Genomic DNA, 15,280 nt, shown 5'->3' with positions numbered 1-15,280 from the left:
GGGGGTCAGCCGCGGGTGGGCTCCAGTGCGCGGTCGTCCTGCGCCGGGGTGTCCTCGGCGGTCAGGTTCTCGCGGAGCTTCTCGCCCTCCACGTCGACGTTGGGCAGCGCCTTGTCGAGCCAGCGCGGCAGCCACCAGGCCGACCGGCCGAGCAGCGCCATGACCGCGGGCACGATCGCCATGCGGACCACGAACGCGTCGAAGAGGACGGCGATGGCGAGGCCGAAGCCCATCATCTTGATCATGCTGTTGTTCTCCATGATGAAGCCGGAGAAGACGCTGATCATGATGACGGCGGCGGCCCCGACGACCCGTCCGCCGTGCCGGAAGCCGGTCACGATGGCCTCGCCGGGGCGCGCCCCGTGGACGTAGGCCTCGCGCATCCGGGTCACGAGGAACACCTCGTAGTCCATGGCGAGTCCGAAGACCACGCCGATCAGGAAGATCGGCATCATCGACATGATCGGGCCGGGCTGCTCCACCCCGAAGAGGTCCGCGAGCCAGCCCCACTGGAAGACCGCGACCACGGCGCCGAGCGCCGCCGCGACGGAGAGCAGGAAGCCGAGCGCGGCCTTGAGGGGCACGAGGATCGAGCGGAAGACCAGCATCAGCAGGAGGAAGGCGAGGCCGACCACCAGCAGGAGGTACGGGACGAGCGCGTCGTCCAGGGTCTGCGAGAAGTCGATCGTCATGGCCGTCGCGCCGGTGACGAGGATCTCCGCGCCGGTCCGCGCCGTCCAGTCCGCGGCGTCCGAGCGGATCGTACGGACCAGTTCCTCGGTCTTGTGGTCGCTCGGCCCGGTCCTGGGCACGACCGTGAGGATCGCGGTGTCACCGGCCTCGTTGACCTGGGCCGGGGTGACCGCGGTGACGCCGTCGACCTTGGCGAGGTCGGCGCCGACCCGCTTGGCGGCACCGGCCGCGCCCCGCCCGTCGACGGTCACCATCAGCGTGCCGTTGAAGCCCGCGCCGAAGGACTCGGAGAGCATGTCGTAGGCCTTGCGCTGGGTGCTGTCCGGCGCCGACGAGCCGTCGTCGGGCAGGCCCAGTTCGAGGCTGGCGGCCGGGACCGCGATCGCGCCGAGACCGAGCACGCCGACGAGCAGGACGCCGAGCGGGCGGCGCAGCACGAAGCGGGACCAGCGGGTGCCGAGGTTGGGCCGCGCGCTGTCGGTGGCCGCACCGCGGTCCTTGCGGTCCTTGCGGCGCAGCACCTTCTTGCCGGCGAAGCCGAGCAGCGCCGGGATCATGGTGAGCGCGATGAGCACGGCGATGGCGACGGTCGCGGCGGCGGCCAGGCCCATCTTGGTGAGCATCGGGATGTTGACGACCGCCAGGCCGCTGAGGGCGACGACGACGGTGAGGCCCGCGAAGACGACGGCGGAGCCCGCGGTGCCGACGGCGCGGCCGGCCGCCTCCTCGCCCTCGCGGCCCTCGGCTATCTCGGCGCGGTAGCGGGAGACGATGAAGAGGGCGTAGTCGATGCCGACGGCGAGGCCGATCATCGAGGCGAGTGTCGAGGTGGTGCCGGACAGGTTGAGGACGCTGCCGAGCGCGGCGATGCCGGAGACCCCGATGCCGACGCCGATGATCGCGGTCAGCAGCGGCATGCCCGCGGCGACCAGCGAGCCGAAGGTGAGGATCAGGACCACCGCGGAGATCGCGATGCCGATCAGCTCGGCGCTGCCGCCCATCTCTTGGTCGGCCTCGACGGCGTCGCCGCCCGCCTCGACGGTGTACCCGTCGGCGCGCGCGCCGTCGATGGCCTTGGTCAGGGCCTCGTGCGCCTCGTCGGTCAGCTCGGTGCCGGCGACCTTGTAGGTGACGGACGCGTAGGCGGTGGAGCCGTCCTTGCTGACGGCGTTCGCCTTGTACGGGTCGGCGACCGAGGCGACCTGCGGGCCGTCGCCGAGCTGGGTGACCATCGCGCGCACATCGGCCTTGGCGGCCGGGTCGGTCAGCTTCTCGCCGCCGGGCGCGCGGATGACGACGCGGGCGGTCGCCCCCTCGGAGTTGGCCGCGGGGAACTTCTCGTCGAGGAGGTCGAAGGCCTTCTGCGACTCGGTGCCGGGCATGGAGAAGGAGTCCGCGGGCGGGGCGGGCGCGGCCGACGAGGCGAACCCGATCCCGCCGAGCAGCAGCACCCACAGCAGCGCGACGTAGCGGCGGCGCCGGAAGGACAGCCGGCCGAGTTTGTACAGGAAGGTGGCCACAGCGAAAGGGGCTCCCGTCGGGGTCGTGAGAGAACTCTCAGGCGGGTGCGACCACCCGGCGGTGCGTCGTTGCACGTCAGAAGGGTCGGCAGGATCTGTGTCCATCCTCGCCGCCCGGAGCGGCCCGCAGGTCAGCCTCTGAGCCACAGTCCGCGCCCACGGCTGCGGTAGGCGCCGCGGGCGGGTGTCATACCCGGGGAGGAGTCGGGTCCCATCGGTGTAAACCCCACGGTGGAGCGCGACCCCGAGGTCCCCCCGTCGCCGGGGGCCCGCGCGGCGCCGGTCAGTGCCGTCCGGGCGGGTCGCCCCAGGGGGCTTCGAGTGCGGTGCGCAGCGCGCGCAGCGCCTCCTCGCCGACGCGTGCGGCCAGCTCCGCCTCCAGGCGGGCCAGCGCGCGGCGGGCCCGGTCGTGGGCGTACCGGCCCGCCGGGGTGCGGCGGACCAGGCGCCGGCGGGCGGAGGCGGGGTCGGGCACCTGCTCCAGCAGGCCCGCGGCGACCAGGGAGCCCACGGCCTGGTGGACGGTCTGCCGGGTGACGCCCGTGCGCCGGGCGAGTTCGGCGACGGTGGTGCCGTCGGTGTCGAGGGCGGCGAAGAGCTGGAGCTGCGCCGGGGTGACGGCCGGCACCCCGCCCGCGTCGAGCGCGGCGAGCAGTCCGTCCTCGAACCAGCGCCGGGCCTCGCCCAGCAGTTGCGGCAGATCGCGCCGGCTCTCGGTCATCGCCACCTCGCAGTCCCGGGGCGGCCCTTGCCCGCCGCCCGCGTCTCGTGTCAGGCTACCTGACACTACTTGTCAGGCAGCCTGACATCAGAGTGCGGGCAACGAGGAGGGTGGACAGACATGACCATGGAGTTCGCGACGCGGTACCGCGCCGCCTCCCGGATCCCGGCGGATCCGTCGAAGCCGTACGTCATCGAGAAGGGCGAGGGCGACCGGGCCCACCTGTTCGGGGACCTGATCACGGTCTACGCGGGCGGCGAGCAGACCGGGAACACCTTCAACTTCTTCACCGTCGAGGGGCCCAAGGGCGACATCATCCCGGCGCACGTGCACGCGGACACGCACGAGGTGTTCTACGTGACGCAGGGCGCGGTCCGGCTCTTCGCCGAGGACACCGAGGGCGAGCAGAGCGAACGCCTCCTGACGCCGGGCGACTTCGGCTTCGTCCCGAAGAACTGCCCGCACGCCTACCGCATGGAGCGCCATCACACCCAGATCGTCGGCGTCGCGGCGGGCCCCGGCGGCACCTTCGAGCGGTTCTTCGAGACCCTGGGCACGCCCACGGAACGGCACGGTCCGCCCGCCGAACCGTTCGTGCCGGAGCCGCACCGGTTCGGCTCGGTCCCGGACCGGTTCGACGTGCGCTTCCTGCCCGACCACCAGTGGCGCACCGGATGACGCCCGGCGGGCTGCGGGCCTTGATCGCCGCCCCGCACCCCGACGTGGCGCCGCTGCCGCCGGCGGTGCCGCGCCCCGGCGGGACCCGGCTGCTGCGCGGGGTGCCGTACGCGGTCCCCGACGGCGCCCGCCCGCTCGAACTGGACCTGTGGCTGCCCGCGGCACCGGACCCCGCTCCCCTGGTGCTGTTCGTGCACGGCGGGGCGTGGCGCGGCGGGCGCCGCGACGACCTGGGCGTGACCACGCGCTCCTGGGAGCCGGGCCCCTTCGAGCGGCTCGCCGCGGCCGGTCTCGCGGTGGCCTGCGCCGACTACCGGCTCAGCGGGGAGGCGGTGTTCCCGGCGCCGCTCGATGACCTGCGGGCCGCACTGCGCTGGCTCGGCGTCCGGGCCGTCGAGCTGGCCGTCGACCCGTCGCGCACGCTGGTGTGGGGCGAGTCGGCGGGCGGGCACCTGGCCGCGCTGCTCGCACTGACCCACCGGGAGCCGCCGCTCGCGGGGGCGGTGGTCTGGTACGGGCCGGCGGACCTGACGACGCCCCGCCCGCCGTTCGACCCCGCCGACCCGGCGACGCCGGAGGCGCTGCTGCTGGGCGCGGCTCCCCGGGAGGTGCCGGCGGCGGCCGTCGCCGCGAGCCCCGTCCACCGGGTCCACGGGGACGCCCCGCCCTTCCTGGTGGTGCACGGCGAGGCCGACACGATGGTGGCGTGCTCGCACGGCCGGGACCTGGCGCGGGCGCTGCGGGCGGCGGGGGCGCCGGTGGAGCTGCACACGGTCGCCGGCGCCGACCACGGCTGGCACGGCCTGGACCGGGCGGAGGTGGAGCGGATCTTCGCGCGGTCCGTGGCGTTCGCCACCACCGCGAAATGATCTCTTTCCCCGGCCCGTCCCGCCTGGCAGATTGGGCCCCGCTCCCTCATCGACGCGCAGGAAGAGGTCCCGCATGAGCCCGCAGTTCGGCGACTACCAGTACGAGATCTACCTCGACGGGCTGCGCGGTGTCGTCCCCACGCTGCCGATGGAGTTCGGGGAGCTGGAGCGGCGGGCCGAGGCGGCGCTGCCGCCGTCGATCTGGTCCTACGTCGCGGGCGGCGCCGGGGACGAGCACACGCAGCGGGCCAATGTGCGGGCCTTCGAGCGGTACGGGCTGATGCCGCGGATGCTGGTCGGCGCCACCCGGCGCGACCTGTCCGTCGAGCTGTTCGGGCACCGGCTGGCGTCACCACTGTTCATGGCGCCGGTCGGGGTGATCGGCCTGTGCGCGCAGGACGGGCACGGGGACCTGGCGACGGCGCGGGCCGCGGCGCGCACCGGGGTGCCGATGGTGGCGTCGACGCTGTCGGTGGACCCGCTGGAGGACGTGGCCGCCGGGTTCGGGGACACCCCGGGCTTCTTCCAGCTGTACACGCCGACCGACCGGGCGCTCGCCGAGAGCCTGGTGAAGCGGGCCGAGGCGGCGGGCTACCGGGGCATCGTGGTCACCCTGGACACGTGGGTGACCGGCTGGCGCCCGCGCGACCTGTCGACCGCGAACTTCCCGCAGCTGCGCGGCCACTGCCTCGCCAACTACACCTCCGACCCGCGTTTTCGCGAGCTGACCCCGTCCGACGATCCGCAGGCCGTCGTCGGCTCCTGGGTGGGTCTCTTCGGCAATCCGCTGACCTGGGACGACCTGCCGTGGCTGCGGTCGCTGACCGATCTGCCGCTGATCCTGAAGGGCGTCTGCCACCCGGAGGACGTGCGCCGGGCCAGGGACGGCGGCGTCGACGGCGTCTACTGCTCGACGCACGGCGGCCGCCAGGCCAACGGCGGGCTGGCGGCGCTCGACGCGCTGCCCGGGGTCGTCGAGGCGGCCGACGGCATGCCGGTGCTCTTCGACTCCGGGATCCGCTCGGGCGCCGACGTGGTGAAGGCGCTCGCGCTGGGCGCGACCGCCGTCGGCGTCGGGCGCCCGTACGCGTACGGGCTCGCGGTCGGCGGCGAGGACGGCATCGTGCACGTGCTGCGCTCGCTGCTCGCCGAGGCCGACCTGACGATGGCCGTGGACGGCTATCCGACGCTCGCCGATCTGACGCCGGAGTCCCTGGTCACCCTTCCGCGGGCGTGACGGGGAGCAGCTGTGGGCGGCGGGCGGCGCGCCCGTCCCCCGAGGACCTGCCGCGCAGCCGCCGGCCGAGCCACGGGCCCAGGTAGGAGGCGAGCCAGCGCAGTTCGGTCAGGGCCGAGGGGGCCGGGGCCCGCCACGGGGGCAGCGGCGCGGTCCAGGAGTCGTCGCTGCCGGGCAGGCGGAGGGCGTCGGCGACCGCTGCCGCGATCCGGGCGTGGCCGAGCGGGCTGGCGTGCAGCCGGTCGGCGCTCCACAGCCGCGCGTCCGTGAAGACCGGCGCGTGCGCGGTCTCCGCGAGGGCGACGTCGTGGGCGGCTGCGGCGACCCGGATGCGGGCGTTGAGGGCGGTGATCCGGCCACCGAGCGGGCGGGCCGCGGGGATCATCCGGCCGACGTCGGGGAAGGTCACCGTGGCCACCTTGGCGCCCGCCGCGGTCAGTTCCGCGAACATGGCCTCCAGGTGGCCCGCCACCTCGTCGGCGTCGAAGGACGGCCGCATCAGGTCGTTGACCCCGGCCACGACCGTCGCCAGGTCGGGGCGCAGGGCCAGCGCGGCCGGCAGCTGCTGCGCGCGCACCTGGCCGGCGAGGCGGCCGCGCACCGCGAGGTTCGCGTACCGGACGGCCGGGTCGATCGCCGCGAGCCGTTCGGCCATGCGGTCGGCGCAGCCGCGCAGCCCGGTCGTGTCGTCGCCGTCGCCCACACCCTCGGTCTGGCTGTCGCCGAGCGCGACGTAGCGCAGATAGGGCGCGGCGGGGGCGGGCGCCGGGCGCGGGGAGGGGCGGGAGGGTCGGGAGGAGCGGGAGGGGAAGGGGGAGGTCATCGCTGCGCCCGTGCCGCGCGCAGGTCCAGGATCTCCAGGGCGCGGCGGCCCCAGCGGAGGTTCTCCTCCTCCAGGGAGATGCCGCGCAGCAGGGTGAGGTAGGGGCCGATCCGCTCGCCGTCGCGCAGGAACTCCTCCTCGGTCATGCCGTGCAGGAGGTGGGCGCGCACGCGCTCGTAGCGGGCGAGCTTGCCCGTCGCCCAGGTCATGCGCTCCTCGATGTGGGCGCGTACGGCGGCCGGGTCGCCGACGTCCGACGCCTGCACCTTGACCATCAGCTCGTCGCGCACGGCCATGGGCCGCGGCTCCTGGGTGGTGAACGCGGCGAGGTCGGTGCGGCCGGCGTCGGTGAGCGTGAACAGCCGCTTGTTCGGCCGGCGCTCCTGCGGCACCACGCGGGCCCGGACGAGGCCGTCCGCCGCGAGCCGTTCCAGCTCGCGGTAGAGCTGCTGGGGCGTCGCCGCCCAGAAGTTGGAGACGGAGACGTCGAAGATCTTCGCCAGGTCGTAGCCCGACGCCTCGCCCTCCAGCAGGGCCGCGAGCACCGCGTATCTGAGAGACATCTGGACACCGTACAGCGATGCGATTACTTTCACCCACACTTATTCAATTAGTTGACTATTAGGAAGAGAGGGGTCGTCATGGAGGCGTTCCGCAGGGCCGTGGAGGCGGACGACCACGCGGCGATCGAGGCGCTGCTCGCCGACGACGTCGTGTTCACCAGCCCGGTGGTCTTCAAGCCGTACCCGGGCAGGGCGATCACGGCGGCGATCCTGCGCGCGGTGACCCGGGTCTTCGAGGACTTCCACTACGTGCGGGAGATCAGCGACGCGGGCGGCCGCGACCACGCGCTCGTCTTCGCGGCGCGGGTCGGCGACCGCGAGCTGAGCGGCTGCGACTTCCTGCACGTGAACGACGAGGGGCTGATCGACGAGTTCACCGTCATGGTGCGGCCGCTGTCGGGGGCGAACGCGCTCCAGGCGGCCATGGCGGCGCAGTTCGACCGGATCGCGCGGGAGGCCGCGCAGGACTCCTAGGGGGTGCGGAGGGCGGCCAGCAGTTCCGTCGCCGACTCCCAGTCGAACGGGCCCCGGGTGAACCGGACGCCCATCGAGCGCAGGCGGCGCAGGCTGTCCCGGTAGGCCGGGTGCGCGGCCAGTTCCTCGCCGACGCACGGCGCGGCGGCGAGCGGGACACCGGCGCCGAAGGCTTCGCAGAGGGTGGCGGCGGCCAGCGTGTCGGCGATGCCCGCGGCCCATTTGTTGAGGGTGTTGAAGGTGGCGGGGGCGACCACGACGGCGTCGGCGGACGGAAAGGGGCGCGGGGTGCCCGGCTTCCGGGACGCGGCCCTGACGGGGTGTCCCGTCTGCGCCTCCACCGCCGCGAGGTCGAAGAAGCCGTCGGCGGCCGTGGGGGTGGCGATCACCCCGACGTCCCAGCCGGCCTCCCGCGCCGCGCCGATCAGCGTGCCGATGCCGTCGGCGGCCCCGGCCGCGCTCACGACGACGTACAGGAACGGCTGCCGCGCGGGCGGTTCAGACGGGGTCACTGGTCACCTTCCGGATCAGGTCGGTCAGGGCGGCCGCCACCGCGTCGAGTCCCCGGTGCGGGGTGACGGGCTCGTCCAGGTACAGATCGCGCCGCAGTTCCAGCATGACGGCGGTGACCCGCGCGTCGCGGCCGTAGTGGCGCAACGGTACGTACGTGCCCGCGAACGGCGTGTTCAGGCCGCTGTCGCCGAGCGGCGCGAACGCCGCGCGCGCGTGGGCGAGGAGGGTGTCCGGGGTGTGGAAGGGATCGGTGCCCAGGCAGACCGGCGGCCGGGCTCCGCCGCCGTGCAGTTCATAGGGCAGCGCCCGGCTCGGGTACGAGTGCACGTCGACGACGACCGCGCGGCCGGTGGCGGCGAGCCGGTCCTCGACGGCCCGGGTCAGCGCCTGCGCGTAGGGCTCGAAGTAGCGGGCGAGGAGGGCGGGTCCGTCCGGCGCCGGTTCGGGACGCAGCGGCTCGCGGTGGGTGGTGCGGGTGTAGACGGCGCCCATGCCGACCGCGCGCATCTCCTCCCGCCCGTCGGGGAACCGCTCGGGGTCGACGACCAGCCGGGAGCGTTCGTTGACGAACCGCCAGGGCGGCACGGGCGCGTCCCGGGCGGCGCGGGCGGCGATCTCCCGGGTGTGCGCGTCGGTGATCAGGTCCAGCTCCCGCTCCAGGCCCGCGTCGTCGAGGAGCAGGCCGGAGCGGACGTGCGGGGGGATCGTGCGCGAGCCGTGCGGGACGTGCAGGATCACCGGCGAGTCGGGGGCGCCGGACAGGAGCCGGTACGCGGGGCCGTCGCCGTCCGTGGTGTTCATGCCCCCAGCCTGCCCGGTGCGCCGCCCTCTCCCCCAGCGGGGCGGGGTCCTCGACCGCGCCCGCCCCGCACCGGCGCCGACGGTGCTAGCCCACGGGGACCACGGGGCCCGTGAGGGGCAGCACGGCCCGGCACTTCACCGGGCGCGGATGCGCCGGGTCGAGCGCGTTCAGGACGTAGGTCAGGGAGATGGGGTCGTACGCGGCCTCCAGGTGATCGGTGAGGTCGAGGGCGCAGGCGTCCTGGACGCGGATGTTGCGGACCGTCGCGCCCGGCCCCGCCGTCAGATAGCTGTTGGTGTACGGCGTGACGACCTCGTCGTACTTGCTGGCGATGACCGTGTAGTCGACGCCGGGCACGGTGTCGCCGCCCGCGTCGAGCTGCTTGTTGAAGTCCGAGCCGATCTCCTGCTCGACGAGGGCCGGACTGGTCTTCGTGAGCAGGTCGTTGGCCGGCTCCAGCAGGTGCAGGGCGCTGCCGAGCTGGGTGATGCCGCTGAGCGTGGTGCCGTGGTTCGACGGGGTGATGCCGATGAGCTTGCCGACCTTGCCCGCCGCGCCCGGGTCGTTCTTCAGGTAGTAGCGGGGCATCGGGCCGCCGCCCTGCGAGTGGCCGACCAGGTCGACCTCGGCGGCGCCGGTCGCGGCCCGCACCCTGTCCACGAACGTGCCGAGCTTCGCGGCGCTGTCCTTCATGGGCCCGGTGCCCTGGACCGGGCTGCTCTCGCTGTCGGCGCCGTAGTTGAAGGCGAAGACGCAGTACCCGTTGTTGGCCAGCAGGGGTGCGGCGCCCCGCCAGTTGTCGTTCATGTTCTCCAGCGTGCCGTGGATGAGGACGACGGGCCGCGGATGCGCGGCGCTCGGCCGGCACGCCCAGTCGTTGGCCCCGCCGGGCGCCTGGCCGGGCTGGAGGAATCCCTGGAGGAATCCGCTGGTGAAGTTGTACTCGACCGGCCGGGAGCCGTCGGCCGCCGAAGCGTCCGGCGCGCCGAGAGCGAGCAGCCCGGTAATTCCGAGGGCGCTCGCGGCGACCGCGCCGAAAATCGACTGTCTCATTTCCAGTACCGTCCCTTGTTCTGGAATACCGCGCCATTCATGGCGTCGGACGGCGCGAAGCTAGAAGGAGTCCCGGCCCACGGCAACGGTGCGGGCGAGGGGATGCGTGAGGCGCGCAGGACGGTGCCAGGATTGGCCCGCGGCCGCCACCGAAGGTGTCACCCGGATGAGTGTTTTTGTCGGCGACGTCACCCGAAAGGCCCACGATATCGCTGGTGAAAGACCCACTGGCGGCGCTGTTCGACGTTCCGTCAACACCTTGACCCGTGAGTAACACCGGCTCATACTCGGCGGGACGGACGGACGTTGAGGTGGGGCATGAACGCTTCCGGTACGGCCGGCCCGCCGGGCTTCGGCGGCGCGTGGGCGGCCTTTCCGCAGCGGCTCGCGGCGGAACTCCGCAAGGAGAACCGCACCCTGGCCGCCGAGATCATCCACGAAATACGCCGTCAGATCCCGGAATTCTCCCGCCCGTTGTCGGGGCAGTTCGGCGCCGCCATCCAGAACGGGGTGGAAACCGCTCTCGCGGAATTCGTCGACCGGGTCGAGGAGGGCGGCGGGGAACTCGACGCGGAGCGGCTGCCGGTGTACCGGGCCCTGGGCCGCGGCGAGCTGTCGGAGGGCCGCAGCCTCGACGCGCTCCAGGCCGCGTACCGGCTCGGCGGCCGGGTCGCCTGGCGCCGGTACGTGCGGGTCGCCCGCCGGCTCTCGCTCGCGACGGACGCGGTGGCGCAGCTCGCGGAGACCGCCTTCACGCACATCGACGAGATCGCGGCGGCGTCCGTCGCCGCCTACGCCCGGGCCCAGGCCGACGCGGCGGGCACCCTCGGCCGGCGCCGCCACCGGCTGCTGACCCTGCTGGTGGCGCCCGAGCCGGCGCCCGGTCCGCAGCCGCGGCACGCCCGGCCGGAGCCCGTGCCCGACGACGTGCTGCGGCAGGCGGCGCGGGACGCGGAGTGGCCGCTGCCCGACACGGTGGCGGCGGTCGCCCTGAGTCCGGGGCCTGGCCGACGGCCGCCCGGCCCGGGTGACGCGGGCCCCGCCCGGCCGCCCGGCGGGCCCTCGCGCGGACTGCGGCTGCCGTCCCTGGTGCTCGCCGATCTCGACGGCCCCGCGCCGTGTCTGCTGGTGCCCGATCCGGCCGAGCTGCTCACCGACCGGCGGCTGCGGCAGGTGCTGCGGGACCGGGCCGGCGCCACGGGCCCGGTCGTGCCGCTGCGGCAGGCCGCGGACTCGCTGCGCTGGGCCCGCGCGCTGCGCGCCCACGCCCCGGCGGACGAGCCGGCCGACGCCGACCGGCGGCTGACGGATCTGCTGCTGCTCGCCGATCCGCCGCTGGTGCGGCTGATGGCGGCCCGGCGGCTCGCCCCGCTGGACGCGCTCACCCCGAAGCAGCGCGAGCGGCTCGCGCACACCCTGCTCGCCCACCTCCAGACGCCGCACGGCAGCGCCCCGGAGCTCGCCGAGCGCCTCGCGATCCACCCGCAGACGGCCCGGCAGCGGCTGCACCACCTCCAGCGCCTGTTCGGCGCGCAGCTCGCCGATCCGGACGCCCGTTTCGAGCTGGAGGCGGCGCTGCGGGCGGGCCTCGCCCGGCCCGGCGGACCGGGGGAATACGCCCCGGGCCCGCCCTGTTGACGGCCGCGAAGGAGGCAACAGTGGAGCAGCAGAAGTACTACTCGCACGGAACGGCCGCGGAGCGCTGGGAGCGGGCGCGGATGTTCTTCGACGCCAAGGAGTACGCGACCGCCGCCCGGATCCTGGACGGTCTCGTCGCCGAGGTCCCGGAGCAGGTCGCCCCGCGGCTGCTGCTGGCCCGCTCCTACTACCACTCCGCGCAGCTGCGGCGCGCCGAGACCGAGCTGCGCGCGATAGTGGAGCGCGACCCGGTGGAGCACTACGCCCGGCTGATGCTCGGCCGCACCCTGGAGCGGCAGGGCCGGGACACCGAGGCGGCGCCGCACCTGCGGATGGCGGCGGCGCTCGCCGGGGACTTCCCGCAGGACTGAACCGCCGCGCGTGCGGCCGGAGCGACGAGCCCGGCCGCACGCGCCGCCGACCGCGACCGGACGGCCCCCCGACCTCGGCTAGCCTTGCCGGACGATGAACGACAAGGCCCCCTCCGCACCCGTCCTGACCAGCCCGTGGTCCGATCTGGCGCTCACCCGCCACCCCGAGGACCCGCGCGACCCGCTGCGCGCCTGGGACGCGGCCGACACCTATCTGCTGAGGCACCTCGCCGAGCGGGGCGTCGACCTGTCCGGGTCCGTCGTGGTGGCCGGGGACCGCTGGGGCGCTCTGGGCACGGCGCTCGCCGGGGCCGGGTGCGCGCCGACGCTGATCTCGGACTCGTACCTCGGACGCCGGGCCACGTGCACGAACCTGGAGCGCAACGGCCTGACCGGTCCCCTCCTGCGCACCACCCGGGACGACCCGCCCGCCCGCGCGGACGTGCTGCTGGTGCGGGTGCCGAAGAGCCTGGCGCTCCTGGAGGACCAGCTGCACCGGCTGCGGCCCGCCGTCCACCCGGGCACGGTGGTCGTCGGCACCGGCATGGTCAAGGAGATCCACACCTCCACGCTCCAGCTGTTCGAGCGGATCATCGGCCCGACCCGCACCTCGCTCGCCGAGAAGAAGGCGCGGCTGATCTTCTCGACGCCGGACCCGTCCCTGACCCCGGGCCCGAACCCCTGGCCGCTGCGCTATCGGCTGCCCGACGACATCGGACCGCTGGCGGGCCGCACCGTCGTCAACCACGCCGGGGTGTTCTGTGCCGAGCACCTCGACATCGGCACCCGCTTCCTCCTCCAGCACCTGCCGCGCGCCACCGGCGCCCGCCGCGTCGTCGACCTCGGCTGCGGCAACGGCGTCGTGGGCACGACGGCCGCGCTCACCCACCCCGGCGCCGAGGTGCTGTTCACCGACGAGTCGTACCAGGCGGTGGCCTCCGCCGAGGCCACCTACCGGGAGAACGCGAGCGGCGAGGCCCGCTTCCGGGCCGCGGACGGGCTGGAGGGCGTCGAGGACGGCAGCGTCGACCTCGTCCTGAACAACCCGCCCTTCCACTCGCACCAGGCGACGACCGACGCGACGGCCCACCGCATGTTCGCGCAGGCCCGCGCGGCGCTGGCGCCCGGCGGCGAGCTGTGGGTGGTCGGCAACCGCCATCTCGGCTACCACGTGAAGCTGCGCCGCCTGTTCGGCAACAGCGAACTCGTCGCGGGCTCACCGAAGTTCGTGGTCCTCAAGGCCGTGAAGCGGGAGTCACGGGCGGCGCGGGCCCGCCGGCAGTGACAGGGCGAGGGCGGCGGCCAGCAGGCACACCGCGCCGCACCCGGCGAGGAAGACCCCGGCGCCCCTGGCCGCCGCGACCAGCCCGGCGAGCGGCAGCAGCAGCGGGCTCAGACCGAGGGTGCACAGCGAGGTGACCGAGGTGACCCGGCCCGTGTAGCCGGGCTCGGTCCACTGCTGGAGCAGGGCGTGGCCGAGGACCATGGGCACCCCGCTCGCCGCGCCGAGCAGCGCGCACAGGGCCACGGCCGCGCCGGGTCCCGGCCGGGCGAGGCCGAGCGCGGCGACGAGCGCACCGGTGGCGGCGAGGCTCACGGCGAGGACCGTACGGGGTGCGGGCACCTGGCGTACGAGGGTGAGCGCGACGCCCGCCGCCGCGCCCGCCACACTGAACGCGCCGAGCAGCAGGGCGAGGGTGCCCGGGCTCCAGCCGCGCTCGTCGGTGAGCAGGACGAGCGTGGCGCCGATCGGCCCGCTGAAGCACATCTCGCCGAGCCCGATGACGCCGACGAGCCGGAGAAGGGGCCGGTGCTTCTTCAAGTAGCGCAGGCCGTCGACGAGTTGGGTGCGGGCGGACACGGTGCGCGGCGCCGGTCCACCGGGCACCCGCAGGCCGCCGAGCAGCACCAGCGAGACGGCGAACAGCAGGCCGACCACGGTGAACGCGCCGGCCGCGCCGGCTGCCGTGAGCGCCGCGCCCGCCGCGAACGGTCCCGCCGTGTTGGCGAACCGCACCGCGAGGGACCGCAGGCCCTGGACGCGCGTCAGCTGGTCCGGCGTGGTCAGCCGCGGCGGCAGCGCGCCCACGGCGGGCAGGAACACGGCGTCGGCGACGCCGAAGCAGACGGCGAGCGCCACCAGCAGCGCGAGCGGGGCGCCGCCCGTGGTGAGCGCGGCGGCCACGGCGAGCACGGTCAGGCAGCGCCCGAGGTCACTGCCGATGAGGACCCGGCGCGGCCCGAACCGGTCGGCGAGGACGCCCCCGCCGAGCATGAGCAGGGCGCGGGGCACGGCGCCCGCGGCGAGCACGAGACCGGCCTGCGCGGGTCCGGCGGTGTCGACGACGGCCCAGGTCAGGGCGGTCATGTAGAGGACGTCGCCGGTGACGGACGTGGTGTAGGCGCCCAGCCAGCGCAGCACGTGCGGATCGCGGTGGGCGGCGGGCGCGGTCGCCGTCGCGGTCATGAGCCGAAGGTCTCGTCGGTGGGGAACGCCTGGATCTGCACGGTGGCGCGGGCGGCGCCCGGCGTGGGCTCCCGGTCCCGGTAACGGGTGACGACGGCGTGCAACTCGCTCTTCAGGGCGTGCAGTTCGTCGGGGGTCACCCGCACGTCGAAGTCGCTGAAGGCGGTCACCGCGAACCAGTCGTCGGGCAGGGCGGGCACGACCCGTACGGCGGCCGTGCGCAGCCGGTCGGCGGCGGCGAGGGCCACGGCCCGGGTGTAGGCCCGTCCCTCGGGGCCGCCGCGCTCGGCGGGATCGTGCTGCGAGGCGCGGTGCAGCGCCCGCCACCAGCGGTCCCGGCGGTTGCCGCGCTCGGTGTCCTCCTCGATCAGGCCGCCCGCGGCGAGCCGGCGCAGATGGTAGCTGGCGGCGCCGGAGTCCAGCTCGAACCGGCGGGCCAACTGCCGTGCCGTGGCCGGTCCCTGGCGGCGGAGGTCGTCGAGGAGCGCGAGCCGGACGGGGTGGGCGAGCACCCGCAGTGCGGCGGTGTCGAGGGTGAACTCGGCTTCAGCGGGCGGGCCATGCGGATCGCGGGGGCGGTAGTCGTCGGCTTCTCGCATGAGGCCGAGCGTAGAAGGAGAAGAGTTGTTCGGGAAGAGTTCTTCGCGAACGACCCTTCGCGTGTGGAGAAAGTGAGGAATTCTTTGCGGCGGCTGCATCCGGGGGCGCGGCCCGGCCGGTAGTAGGGGGTGAGGCAGCGGGGCACGGCCCTGTTGTCCCTCGCGCTCGTCGCCGGCGTCCGGTGCGCCTGCACGCCCGGACGTCGGCGGCGTTCCGCACGGATGGTGCGCGCACCTTGTCGGAACGATGCCCTCCGGG

The 15,280-nt window shown here is 74.7% G+C and carries 16 protein-coding genes; 7 read left to right on the top strand and 9 right to left on the bottom strand.

What is annotated here, in order from left to right; all coding sequences use genetic code 11:
• Positions 1 to 5: 5 nt before the first annotated feature.
• Together ACIP5K_RS16540 and ACIP5K_RS16535 are read right to left on the bottom strand one after the other, a co-directional pair.
• Positions 6 to 2,213: an MMPL family transporter gene (locus ACIP5K_RS16540; protein ID WP_401409986.1), complete on the bottom strand. Its 2,208-nt coding sequence runs from the start codon at positions 2,211 to 2,213 to the stop codon at positions 6 to 8.
• Positions 2,214 to 2,496: 283 nt separating this feature from the next.
• Positions 2,497 to 2,934 (bottom strand): MarR family winged helix-turn-helix transcriptional regulator, encoded by a 438-nt coding sequence (locus ACIP5K_RS16535; RefSeq protein ID WP_401409984.1) that lies wholly within the window; start codon positions 2,932 to 2,934, stop codon positions 2,497 to 2,499.
• A gap of 120 nt (positions 2,935 to 3,054) precedes the next feature.
• Between ACIP5K_RS16535 and ACIP5K_RS16530 the strand changes: the two genes are divergently transcribed.
• From ACIP5K_RS16530 to ACIP5K_RS16520, 3 genes are all read left to right on the top strand, one after another.
• Positions 3,055 to 3,612, top strand: coding sequence for a quercetin 2,3-dioxygenase (locus ACIP5K_RS16530; protein ID WP_401409982.1), 558 nt, complete (start codon positions 3,055 to 3,057; stop codon positions 3,610 to 3,612).
• Entirely contained in the window at positions 3,609 to 4,481 is an 873-nt protein-coding gene (locus ACIP5K_RS16525; protein ID WP_401409980.1) for an alpha/beta hydrolase fold domain-containing protein, read from the top strand. Before ACIP5K_RS16530 ends, ACIP5K_RS16525 begins: the two co-directional genes overlap by 4 nt.
• 73 nt (positions 4,482 to 4,554) lie before the next feature.
• Positions 4,555 to 5,718: an alpha-hydroxy-acid oxidizing protein gene (locus tag ACIP5K_RS16520; RefSeq protein WP_401409978.1), complete on the top strand. Its 1,164-nt coding sequence runs from the start codon at positions 4,555 to 4,557 to the stop codon at positions 5,716 to 5,718.
• On the opposite strand, the gene ACIP5K_RS16515 is transcribed toward ACIP5K_RS16520, so the two are convergent.
• Both ACIP5K_RS16515 and ACIP5K_RS16510 read right to left on the bottom strand, forming a co-directional pair.
• A complete protein-coding gene (locus tag ACIP5K_RS16515) occupies positions 5,699 to 6,541 on the bottom strand; it encodes an SGNH/GDSL hydrolase family protein (protein ID WP_401409976.1) in 843 nt (280 codons plus the stop codon). The two genes, ACIP5K_RS16520 and ACIP5K_RS16515, sit on opposite strands and share 20 nt — an antisense overlap.
• Complete coding sequence (locus ACIP5K_RS16510; RefSeq protein ID WP_401409975.1) at positions 6,538 to 7,104, bottom strand: PadR family transcriptional regulator; 567 nt, start codon at positions 7,102 to 7,104, stop codon at positions 6,538 to 6,540. Before ACIP5K_RS16510 ends, ACIP5K_RS16515 begins: the two co-directional genes overlap by 4 nt.
• A 78-nt stretch (positions 7,105 to 7,182) precedes the next feature.
• Here ACIP5K_RS16510 and ACIP5K_RS16505 point away from each other — a divergent pair, with 78 nt between their 5' ends.
• The gene (locus ACIP5K_RS16505; protein WP_401409974.1) at positions 7,183 to 7,578 is read left to right on the top strand and encodes a nuclear transport factor 2 family protein; all 396 of its coding nucleotides are present in this window, start codon (positions 7,183 to 7,185) and stop codon (positions 7,576 to 7,578) included.
• Here ACIP5K_RS16505 and ACIP5K_RS16500 read toward each other — a convergent pair.
• From ACIP5K_RS16500 to ACIP5K_RS16490, 3 genes are all read right to left on the bottom strand, one after another.
• Entirely contained in the window at positions 7,575 to 8,090 is a 516-nt protein-coding gene (locus ACIP5K_RS16500; RefSeq protein ID WP_401409973.1) for a flavoprotein, read from the bottom strand. The genes ACIP5K_RS16505 and ACIP5K_RS16500 overlap by 4 nt on opposite strands.
• Positions 8,077 to 8,892, bottom strand: a complete 816-nt coding sequence (locus ACIP5K_RS16495) for an N-formylglutamate amidohydrolase (protein WP_401409971.1) — start codon at positions 8,890 to 8,892, stop codon at positions 8,077 to 8,079. Before ACIP5K_RS16495 ends, ACIP5K_RS16500 begins: the two co-directional genes overlap by 14 nt.
• An 85-nt stretch (positions 8,893 to 8,977) precedes the next feature.
• Positions 8,978 to 9,946 carry an esterase/lipase family protein gene (locus tag ACIP5K_RS16490; RefSeq protein ID WP_401409969.1) on the bottom strand — a complete coding sequence of 323 codons (969 nt, stop codon included), beginning with the start codon at positions 9,944 to 9,946 and terminating at the stop codon, positions 8,978 to 8,980.
• Between the two features lie 318 nt (positions 9,947 to 10,264).
• On the opposite strand from ACIP5K_RS16490, the gene ACIP5K_RS16485 reads away from it, so the two are divergent.
• The 3 genes from ACIP5K_RS16485 to ACIP5K_RS16475 all read left to right on the top strand — a co-directional run bounded on the left by ACIP5K_RS16485 (position 10,265) and on the right by ACIP5K_RS16475 (position 13,240).
• Complete coding sequence (locus tag ACIP5K_RS16485) at positions 10,265 to 11,584, top strand: helix-turn-helix domain-containing protein (RefSeq protein WP_401409967.1); 1,320 nt, start codon at positions 10,265 to 10,267, stop codon at positions 11,582 to 11,584.
• Between the two features lie 80 nt (positions 11,585 to 11,664).
• Positions 11,665 to 11,955, top strand: coding sequence for a tetratricopeptide repeat protein (locus ACIP5K_RS16480; RefSeq protein WP_401410227.1), 291 nt, complete (start codon positions 11,665 to 11,667; stop codon positions 11,953 to 11,955).
• A gap of 94 nt (positions 11,956 to 12,049) precedes the next feature.
• Positions 12,050 to 13,240, top strand: a complete 1,191-nt coding sequence (locus tag ACIP5K_RS16475) for a methyltransferase (protein ID WP_401409965.1) — start codon at positions 12,050 to 12,052, stop codon at positions 13,238 to 13,240.
• Here ACIP5K_RS16475 and ACIP5K_RS16470 read toward each other — a convergent pair.
• Both ACIP5K_RS16470 and ACIP5K_RS16465 read right to left on the bottom strand, forming a co-directional pair.
• Positions 13,211 to 14,422 carry an MFS transporter gene (locus ACIP5K_RS16470; protein ID WP_401409964.1) on the bottom strand — a complete coding sequence of 404 codons (1,212 nt, stop codon included), beginning with the start codon at positions 14,420 to 14,422 and terminating at the stop codon, positions 13,211 to 13,213. The genes ACIP5K_RS16475 and ACIP5K_RS16470 overlap by 30 nt on opposite strands.
• Positions 14,419 to 15,021 carry an ArsR/SmtB family transcription factor gene (locus ACIP5K_RS16465; protein WP_401409962.1) on the bottom strand — a complete coding sequence of 201 codons (603 nt, stop codon included), beginning with the start codon at positions 15,019 to 15,021 and terminating at the stop codon, positions 14,419 to 14,421. The genes ACIP5K_RS16470 and ACIP5K_RS16465 overlap by 4 nt, the downstream gene beginning before the upstream one ends.
• Between the last annotated feature and the right edge of the window lie 259 nt (positions 15,022 to 15,280).

The organism is Streptomyces sp. NPDC088785 (assembly GCF_044750685.1).
GTDB lineage: Bacteria > Actinomycetota > Actinomycetes > Streptomycetales > Streptomycetaceae > Streptomyces.
The sequence above is the reverse complement of the archived record's forward strand: the minus strand, read 5'-3'. Positions and strand labels throughout refer to the sequence as shown.